Genomic DNA, 9,458 nt, shown 5'->3' on the forward strand with positions numbered 1-9,458 from the left:
TGAACCCACGGCAAACCTCCAGTTTGCAACATGGATTCAGATTCGCGCCGTTTTGGAAAGCCGCAAAGAGTCCGAAATCGCGCTCGTTAGTATAAGTCATGCAAAGTCCTTTACTCTGGTCTGTATACGTCAACACCGACCAAAGCCAATCCGTCTGCCAGACTGTCAATAATCCCTTCAGAGACATTACCATGCCGCAAATCGCTATAAAGATTGCGCTCATAACTCGGACGCAGGGCGTGAAGCTCCGCGAGGGCGGCTTCGGCCTCCTTTTGACGACCGAGCTGGGCAAATAGAACAGTTTTGATCAGTGGGACCAAATAATAGTCGGTGACACCGACTTTATTCAATAAAGACAACGCACCTGGATAGTCCCTAAGATAATATCTCTCATAAACCAACGGAATATAGGCCAAAGTAAAATCGTCTTCGGACTCTTTAATTCCTGAACTGACCAACTCAGAACCTTCATCAAATAATCCAATATTCATAAATGCAGCACCGATACGCATCTTCAGGTGCGGATCTTTGTATTTTTTTATGATGTCTCTCGCAATATCTTCGAATATTTTAAAATTCTTGCTGTTATAGGCGTAGTACATGAGAGCTTGCTTTGTTAAAATGGAATTTGGAGAAAGATCTTTTGCCTTCAGTGCTGCATATTTTAATTTTGCATCATACTGTTGTGTATCCTTACCAAAAGAAGAAGCCGTAGCGCTCAGTCTGTAATACATCTGCGCAAGTATTGCCCAAGCTTCAGCATTGGCAGGCTGTAGAGCGACGACCTTCTCCAGGCAATTTTTGACATCTTCTTGGAGGTCTGGGCGATAGAACAGCGCCAGGCGGTGAGGCTTCGAAAGACATCCAAGCTGATCGTTTGTCCCATTGTAAAGCGAGCCCATAAGCGTGGGTAGAGCTCCTTCCAATCCTAAAATCCGCCCCGCCAACAAATCAGCAGCACTGTCAATGTCGATATTTCCGTCGAGCGTTTCTTCAGATGCCCATGCCACTTCTTTTGACGTAGCATTGTCCAGTTGCCAAACGATCGAGACCGCTTCGTCCGTTTCCCTGACGCTGGTTTTGAGTATATAGACATTCCCTTCACGAACGAAAAGACGATCCAAGTTCACATCGCCATTGCGGTCATCTACTACTCGTGAGTTTCCGTAAGCGCTTAAGTTTGAAACCAATATTTCGGAGAGCCCCGCAGCGATTTTGCCAGCCTGAGACCGGTTCGAATCAGCAGTAACTCTTGTAACAACTAGAACAGGTGGGGCTTGCGGCCTGACGTTTTGGGTCTGATATGACAAAAAGTGAAAGAAAACAAATGCCACGACAACAACTGAACAGACAGCAAAAACCCACGCTGGAAGTCGTGACGGCTTCTTCCTGAAAAATGCTGGCTCAGCAACTGTCAACATAGCCTCAGCACCTTCATGAGGATCATCCCTGATGCCTGTTGAAAGTTGCATGAAGACAGGAACGTATCGCCCTTTTGGGAGGGTTATCTTTACCCCGGTCGTATTCACTGCGTTCTGATTGTATCGCTCCAAAGCCGCACGCAACCGGTTTGCACTTGTCCGCACAATGGGATCATGCGATGCATCAAAATCAGCATCACGCTTGAATACTTCGATTGCGATTGAGTATGATTTAATGCGATTTGCACGTCCAGCTAAGGTCTCGGCAACGATGTACTCGAGAAACTCGCGCATCCGACCCGCATTAACAAAGTACTCCGACGCAAATATTCGGGCAAGCTCTTGGTCAATTGCGGACTTGTCGATCTTTGAAGGATCCGAACTTTCCATGGCATGCACCGTTTCGCACTGAGTTCTCATTGGATTTAACACGAAGAAGAACGCAGAGGAACCCACGGTTGGCTGGGATAGGAAGGTAAGAGCATTTCATCTTTCATCATTCAAAGGTAACTCAGTCTCAATTGTCTGCTCAATATTCATGCCAAGTGTGATCGGCGTTAAAGATTCTCCGCCGTTCGAGTGCTTAATCCAATATACGGCGTTCTTCTACTTGCGTTTCCTCTTCACCACTATCAAGAGAATGTTTCGGCCACGTCCTCTCCGGTCGGCCAATGAGATAGCCTTGCAGCCATCCCGCGCCAGTTGACTCGGCAATTTTGCACATTTGTGCGGTCTCAATGCCTTCGATCACGACCTGTGCCGCGCAATCACCGGCGAGCAACACAATATGCTGCAGCAGTGCACTTTGGCGTTCATCCTCAACTGCCTCACGAACGAAGGAACCGTCAATCTTTATGATGTCGGCACCCGACGATCGAGCAAAGTCAATCGAGCTGAAGCCGGCACCAAAATCGTCAAGTGCGATCCTGCAACCAAGTCGCTGCATGGCAGTAATAAACCCTTTTGTTCTTGACCAATTCTCAGGCGGAGCTGATTCTGTAATCTCAATGACCAAACGGGAGGCGATCGTTGGTTCCCGGCGCAGGTCTTCATAGATTGATGCCCACCAGACGTCATCGACCGCCGATAAGACTGACACATTGCACCCAAGTCTGCCCGATTTCCGCATTCTCAGCTTCTCGATTGTCGCATTCACAACGTAACGATCAATAGCACTTGTGATGTTCAGTCTCTCCAAAGCCGGCAGAAACAGCCCGGGGGTGATGAGACGGCCATCCTGATCAGAGACGCGGGCGAGACATTCGCAATAGAGCTTTTCTGCATGATCCCGAACATTTGCAACGGGTTGTTCGAACAATTCAAGGCGCCCGTTATCAATAGCGTCATAGACAGCGTCGGCAATTTTCATATCGGCATGATACTGATCCGACCAGATACGAAGTGCCGCTCCCTTCCCGGTAGCGGGTTCAGGCAAATTGTTGAACTCCGCTATGCTCAGAGTGAGGCTGATCGTGATTTCGCCAATAATAATTTGCCGCTCACATGCCAGCATCAAGGCTGGTAAAGCTTTTGCCAGATTGATGTCAGCATCCCATCCCCAAGCTTGAATAAGTACGCCCCATGGCTCAATCGTCACGGAAGCGAACGTGTCCGGAAGGAATGATTCAGCGCGACGGCACACGGCATGAAGCACACGGTCGGCAACGTAATCACCATAAACCTCTGCCATTTGCGGCAGATAATCGATGACCAAACCAAGACAGTTCAGGCCCGATCGCGTTGATGTTTCCGTCTGCGCGATATCCTGCTTCATGCAGCAAGCTCGCGGGCGGAGCAATCCAATGGGATACTCAAAAACAGCGCAGGTGCAATTGTAGGAGTCTGCTTATTGTTCGCTTCTTCTGAAGCATCACTTGACATCAAGATGGCTGTCCTCTGCAACGCACTACATCGGATCCGGTATCCAAGCTTTAGAATGCCGACGGCATCGGCCGCCGCATTGACTTCTGATGAATGAGGCTGAGCAAAAGCGGCGTCAATGATGGTAGCGGGAACAGAACTCAGAAATACACGACGATACATAGAGATATCCTCTGTAGCAACCAATCGCGAGTGTCTGCAAGCCCGTATGCTGGGCCTGGACCTTGCGGATATTTGATGACTCCCTAGTCTGTCTCCCAGACAGACAAATCCTCCCGGTCCGTTGGTCCGTCACCGGGAGGCGAATAATGAATTTGCTTAGAATTTGACACGTAGGCCAAGCTTACCGCCAACTTCGTAATTGTCCGCGAAGCTCTTTAAGCTGGTATTTGCTGACACTTCGCCATAGACGGCATATTTATCGTTGGCCCACTTGTAAGTCCCACCAAGACCAATTCCACCGGCCAGCCTCTCAGCACGGCTTTCGAACACCGCACCCGAAACATTGACCCTTGTTCCATCGAGAAATTCGCTAGTCAGATTCACGATACCGTACACCTGAGCGCTGCTCGCCTGGCCGGCGGTGTCCTTCCAGGTGTGCTTATGTTCGAGGGAGAGGCCAAGGCGCCCCTTAAGGCTATCACCCTTGCCCAGCGATACGTGCGCGCCGTAAGTGTCGGTGAAGCTGTCAAAGTCGACAGATGACCAAGTCAGCTGCGCCTGCGGAGTAAGCGTCCAGTTCTCGTTAAGACTGGTACGTTTACCCGCTTCGACGCTGAAACCATATCCAAACCCATCATTGCCGTTGGCGAGGCCATGGTGCAGGGTGTCGGAATAAAGATCGCTATCGTACCAGCTAACCTGTCCCTGTGCATCGAGATAGAAGCAATCGTAACCATACCATGTTAGAGTGCCGCCAAAACCGTAGCCCGACGTGTCGATACTGCCGGTACCGAAGATCGAGGACACATCGGTTTTGACCTGACCGTAATGAACGGTAACACCACCAATCAGCCTACCAGCACCGCTTTCGTAAAGCTGGCCATCGATACCTGCCTGAAGCTTCCACAGATTGTAGTCATAATCCGAACGGCTCGTCGTGTTGCCGGGTTGCTGATAGCCATGCAGACGCTCAATTCGGCCCCAAGCATTATTGCCGCCAGCGTTCATTGCAGCGCCGTCCTGATAGTGGGTATTCTGGGCCGGAGCCTGGTCATGCCAGTAGCGATCACCCGTACGTTGTGTCAAGGTCGGCAGACGGTTGAGAATCTGTAATGTCGCCGGATAGGTTTCATAAATGGGAACGCCTGGATGGTAGCGCGGCAGTGCAGGCTCGGTGATTGGATCCGCGGGATCAACCCGATCGGTCAAGATCGAACGCAGATACCAGTCGTTGGCTGCATAGCTGTCACCATAGACATCTAAGCCGTGTGAGACCGCGCCACGGTTCAGCGTATAGGCGTAGGCTCCTGCGATTTTCGCGTTCTGACCACCCTCGGTGACATAGTTGCCGTTGCTAAGAAAGAATGCATCAACATTCGTCGCGCCGCCATTGATGGCGTTGACAACCTTGATACCGTCAGTGGTCGGCGCGCCTGTACCGGCAACATTATGGATGAAAAGTCCGGTCCGTCCGGCTGCTGCACCGCCGCTGATGACGATCTGGTCCGAGGGTGATCCATCCGCGCCAAGCATCGTGTTGAGCACGACTGTGCCATTGTTTCCAATGTAATCTGTCGTCATCAGTGCCTTGAAGACACCTGCATCAGGTGCTACAAAGGCGACCATACCAGCATTGCTAACAGTGCCTGACACCATCGAGCTATGGGTCACATTCCAGACGCTGCCGGCATCAAGCGAAATGTTCGTCGCATTGTATGCCGCACCGGTCAATCTGCTGCCAGTAAAACTGACATCAGCAATGTTGCCAGTTGCCGCAAAGATATCACCCATCAGATTTGTGTTAATGGCATTGAAATGAATGGCCCCATGATTGCCGGCCGCGTCATCGACAACGGCGATCGCGCCGCGACCATTGTGCGTTGTAACCGCGTCCAGTGTCACATCAAGGGCTCCGCCTTCCGAACGCACCAGATCGCCCTGTTCGCTTCCCACTGTGCCATTCGCGACCAGGACAGTACTGACCCGATTGGTCCTAATAAAATCGGTGTAGATGCCTGCCGCGGCTGCACCCTGCGTAACAATATCGCCCTTCGATACCTTGACCGTGCTGCCATCCCTCACGAAAATGCCATGACTTTCCATGCCTGAAGTCCTGATGGCCAATTTATCGTTCGAGATAACTGTACTAGCGCTCGAAACGAGCCCTGCTGATCCATCGCCAACGGTTACAACATCAACTGCGCCGTTAAGGACAAGGCTGCTGCTGGCTTGAGCATGGACGCCTTGGGCATAATCATTGCCGGAAGTCTTGATCGTCAATGAGCCGTTCGAGATAACTGTACTAGCGCTCGAAACGAGCCCTGCCGATCCATCGCCAACGGTTACAACATCAACTGTGCCGCCAAGGGTAACGGTGCTTGCAACTTGAGCAGTGATGCCGTGGGCGCTTTCATTGCCCGAAGTCCTGATGGTTATCGGGCCGTTCGAGGTAATTGTACTAGTGTCCAAGTAGAGCCCGACTGATCCATCGCCGATAGTTGCAACATCAACCGCGCTGCCAAGGATAATACTGCTCGCGGTTTGACCAGTGATGCCGTTAGCACGACCATTGCCCGAAGTTCTAACGGTCAATGGGCCGTTCGAGGTAATTGTACTGGCGTCCGAAAATAGTCCTCTGGATCCATCGCCGGTTGTTTCAATATCAACCGCACCATCAAGGGTAACGGTGCCGCTGGCTTGAGCATGAATGCCGTTAGCGCGATCATTGCCCGAAGTCCTGATGGTCAATGGGCCGTTCGAGGTAATTGTACTGGCGTTCGAAAATAGCCCCACTGATCCGGCACCGTCGGTTGCAACGTCAACTGTGCCGCCGAGGATAACGGTGCCGCTGGCTTGAGCATGAATGCCGTTAGCGCGATCATTGCCCGTCGTCTTAATGGTCAATCGGCCGTTCGAGGTAATTGTACTGGCGTCCGAAAATAGTCCTCTGGATCCATCGCCGGTTGTTTCAATATCAACCGCACCATCAAGGGTAACGGTGCCGCTGGCTTGAGCATGAATGCCGTGAGCGCGATCATTACCCGTCGTCTTAATGGTCAATCGGCCGTCCGACGTAATCGTACTCGTCGCGTCCGAAAATAGCCCCACTGATCCGGCACCGTCGGTTGCAACGTCAACTGTGCCGCCGAGGGTGACGGTGCTGGCAGCTTGAGCATTGATGCCGTGAGCGCGATCATTACCCGTCGTCCTGATGATCAGGTTTCCGTTGCTCGTCAAAACACCCTCTGCAGCAACAAGACCAGCTGCGCGGTCACCGGCGGTTGTAACCGCACCCCCGTTAAGATTTATCGTCCCATCTCGAGAAAGTGCCGCATGAGCCTCTGCGCCACCGGTAGTGAGAGTCACCTGACCCAGTGTTTCTATGACTCCGTCGTTCACGGCTACGAGCGCTGAACCCGCAGGGTTACTTGCTGCTTCCGTGACAATGACCGTATCGGCCGGGACCCCAACAGTCGTTCCATTGGCTACAATCCGTTGCGCGACCGCGGGGAGGCAGATGGCGCTGATCGCCAGTGCGCTTGCTGTGACGAGAAGATGCGAATGTTTAATCTTACCCATTGTCCCAATCTGTTCAAACGTTGTCATGGATTTTTTCAGGAAATGCGGTGAGGCGGATAGAGGCCTTCACGATCCCAAAACATCCACATTGTGTTGTTGGATATCCACCTCCACATAATCTTCCGCCGCGTTACCGCACAGTTCGAAACGGTTACACCGATGACTGGATACCGCTCCATCCGCCCCATTCAACGGCGGCTGGAGCGGTATCCAGTCTTGGCGATTAAAGAGTTGAAGCCGTTCCAGGGCACGTCTCCGCGACGCTTTCGGAATGTTGGGCGTGGTTCTGTACATGTGCCTGAATGAAGTCGAGCACGGCGCTCCGGCAGCGATCACACCCTGGCGGGCTCTACGGCAAGATCACGCAATTGGATGTTAACGAAGGACAAGCCGTTACTAAGGACGCAAGTGTTGGTCAGACTGGATACGACAACTGCGCAAAGCGATATCCGACGGATACGATCCGATTCGAAAAGCAATCACTCAATGCCGCCGTGGCGGCCGCCCTCATTGCTCCCTTAACCTCGCGTGATCCGGTTAGCGAGGATTTTGTTGAAGCCGGAATTCAGAAATTTCAGCGAGACTGGCTCAGTGCAAAGCGGAAATAAAGCCATACGGCGTGGGCAATGATCTCGGCGGGGAAACGATGGCGGCGATGGAGCGGATCACGATCGGTCATAGCCCGTAGTCGCACATCCAGTTCCAAGTTTCGTTAACTTAACGATGCCTCACGAACGCCCTCAAGTACGGTAAAATCAACTTCGGTGATCTGAATTGCGCGCCACACGACGCGCACGAGATCAGAGTGAACGCCAGGGAGGCGCGAATTGCTTCGCGCCGACAGCATGTAAGCCATAGTATTTCTCCATATTTAGGGTAAAAATTGCACCAACTATCTTTACATGGTGCATAATATGCCCGATGTTTAACTCATCGAAATGAAGGGCACCTGGGCAAACTCGTTCAAATCGGAAACATCATCATTCGGGTTTACGCGAACGATCATCTGCCCCCGCACTTTCACATTCTCACCCCCGATGGGGATGCTCTGGTGGAAGTCGCAACGCTGGAAATCCTTCGTGGTAAGCTCGCACGCAAGGCACAAGACCTCGCCCTCGCATGGGCAGCAAAGAACGGGGCAGCAATCACCGCCGAGTGGAACCAGACCAATCCCCGCTTTCCAATCGCTTGAGGAAGGGAAACAGAAATGGACATGCCGCGCATTGAAAGCGTAACGCCAACATCAAACGTGACGCTGGCAATCAAGTGGAAGGGTGGCGCTGAATCCTCCGCAAATCTCGTCGGCTGGATTGCAACCGGCGGCGAACTGCTCGCCCCGCTCAAATCCCCCGATATCTGGAAAACTGCCGCCGTCGCCGACTACGGCGCGACAGTCAAATGGGCTGGCGAGGATCTGGCGATCGATGCCTATCACCTTTTCCAGATCGCCGAAGACCAGCGCGATTTCGCTCTGGACGATCTGCGAAAATGGCAAGAGGAAGCCGGCTTATCCAACAACGAGGCCGCGGATTTTCTCGGCGTTAGCCTGCGGACATGGAAGAACTACCGGGCAGGCGCGCCGGTCAGCCATGCCGTCAAGATGCTGTTGCGCGCAAGCCAACGCGATCCATTGTTGATGCATGCGCATTACCGGCCGCGCCATAACGGCAGGCCAAAAGCTGCCTAGCCGACCGGAATCGATTGCTGACAAGCCCCAACACTAGCCCGTGGCCGCTTTACTATTAAGGCGAGCCTCTTTCTAACTACCCATACACTCATTCAAAATTCGGACTTTCGATGTTTTCCTCCATTTGGCTCGCCATCGCGCTTTTCGCTTCCACCAATATCGATGACATTTTTGTCCTTCTTAGCTTGTTTGCCGATCCGAAATTCCGGCCCGGAGAAATCGTTGTCGGACAATATGTTGGCATCGCCGCGCTAGTCGCGGTTAGCGTGGCCGCTTCACTCGTCTCGCTTATCTTAGCGCCGGAATACGTGGGTCTGCTCGGCCTGTTGCCGATTCTGATCGGCCTGAAAAGGCTCTATGATCTACGGAAAGGAAACGACCGTGACGAAGAAGAGGGCGGCACAGTCAAAACTGGTTTCGGTAATATTGCAGCCGTTGTGGCAGTCACGTTAGCCAACGGCGGTGACAACATCGGCATTTACACGCCAGTCTTCGCAACTAGCACCAATCTTGAAATCTTCGTTTACATCGTCGTGTTCCTCGCAATGGTTGCGGTATGGCTGCTTCTGGCTCATCGGATGGTAAACCATCCCGCAATTGGCGCGCCGATCCGGCGCTATGGTCACGTCGTGGGGCTCTGTTGCAAAAATTCCAAAGATGCCGGAAGGAGCACCAAAGATTTTGAGTGAGATTTTTGATGAGCGATTTTAAGTGGCGCCATTTTCAGG

General features: G+C 52.3%; 8 protein-coding genes and 1 pseudogene. 4 read left to right on the forward strand and 5 right to left on the reverse strand.

Annotated elements, in window-relative coordinates:
* Nucleotides 1-110 precede the first annotated feature (110 nt).
* The 4 genes from ACIQWP_RS31540 to ACIQWP_RS31555 all read right to left on the reverse strand — a co-directional run bounded on the left by ACIQWP_RS31540 (nt 111) and on the right by ACIQWP_RS31555 (nt 7,070).
* Nucleotides 111-1,811, reverse strand: coding sequence for a hypothetical protein (locus ACIQWP_RS31540; protein ID WP_402796359.1), 1,701 nt, complete (start codon nt 1,809-1,811; stop codon nt 111-113).
* A gap of 193 nt (nt 1,812-2,004) precedes the next feature.
* Nucleotides 2,005-3,195, reverse strand: coding sequence for an EAL domain-containing protein (locus ACIQWP_RS31545; protein WP_402796361.1), 1,191 nt, complete (start codon nt 3,193-3,195; stop codon nt 2,005-2,007).
* Nucleotides 3,192-3,464, reverse strand: a complete 273-nt coding sequence (locus tag ACIQWP_RS31550) for a hypothetical protein (RefSeq protein WP_402796363.1) — start codon at nt 3,462-3,464, stop codon at nt 3,192-3,194. Before ACIQWP_RS31550 ends, ACIQWP_RS31545 begins: the two co-directional genes overlap by 4 nt.
* Before the next feature lie 156 nt (nt 3,465-3,620).
* Nucleotides 3,621-7,070, reverse strand: a complete 3,450-nt coding sequence (locus tag ACIQWP_RS31555) for an autotransporter outer membrane beta-barrel domain-containing protein (protein ID WP_402796366.1) — start codon at nt 7,068-7,070, stop codon at nt 3,621-3,623.
* Between the two features lie 275 nt (nt 7,071-7,345).
* On the opposite strand from ACIQWP_RS31555, the gene ACIQWP_RS31560 reads away from it, so the two are divergent.
* Nucleotides 7,346-7,651, forward strand: coding sequence for a hypothetical protein (locus tag ACIQWP_RS31560; RefSeq protein WP_402796376.1), 306 nt, complete (start codon nt 7,346-7,348; stop codon nt 7,649-7,651).
* Here ACIQWP_RS31560 and ACIQWP_RS31565 read toward each other — a convergent pair.
* Nucleotides 7,630-7,722, reverse strand: a pseudogene (locus ACIQWP_RS31565) (IS6 family transposase); the annotation flags it as partial. The gene ACIQWP_RS31560 and the pseudogene ACIQWP_RS31565 overlap by 22 nt on opposite strands.
* Before the next feature lie 303 nt (nt 7,723-8,025).
* Between ACIQWP_RS31565 and ACIQWP_RS31570 the strand changes: the two are divergent.
* From ACIQWP_RS31570 to ACIQWP_RS31580, 3 genes are all read left to right on the forward strand, one after another.
* Nucleotides 8,026-8,235, forward strand: coding sequence for a DUF4160 domain-containing protein (locus ACIQWP_RS31570; protein WP_402796374.1), 210 nt, complete (start codon nt 8,026-8,028; stop codon nt 8,233-8,235).
* A 15-nt stretch (nt 8,236-8,250) separates the two neighbouring features.
* Nucleotides 8,251-8,730: a hypothetical protein gene (locus ACIQWP_RS31575; RefSeq protein ID WP_402796369.1), complete on the forward strand. Its 480-nt coding sequence runs from the start codon at nt 8,251-8,253 to the stop codon at nt 8,728-8,730.
* A 110-nt stretch (nt 8,731-8,840) separates the two neighbouring features.
* Nucleotides 8,841-9,419 (forward strand): cadmium resistance transporter, encoded by a 579-nt coding sequence (locus ACIQWP_RS31580; RefSeq protein WP_402796372.1) that lies wholly within the window; start codon nt 8,841-8,843, stop codon nt 9,417-9,419.
* Nucleotides 9,420-9,458: the final 39 nt, after the last annotated feature.

The organism is Rhizobium sp. NPDC090279 (assembly GCF_044769665.1).
Lineage (GTDB): Bacteria > Pseudomonadota > Alphaproteobacteria > Rhizobiales > Rhizobiaceae > Rhizobium.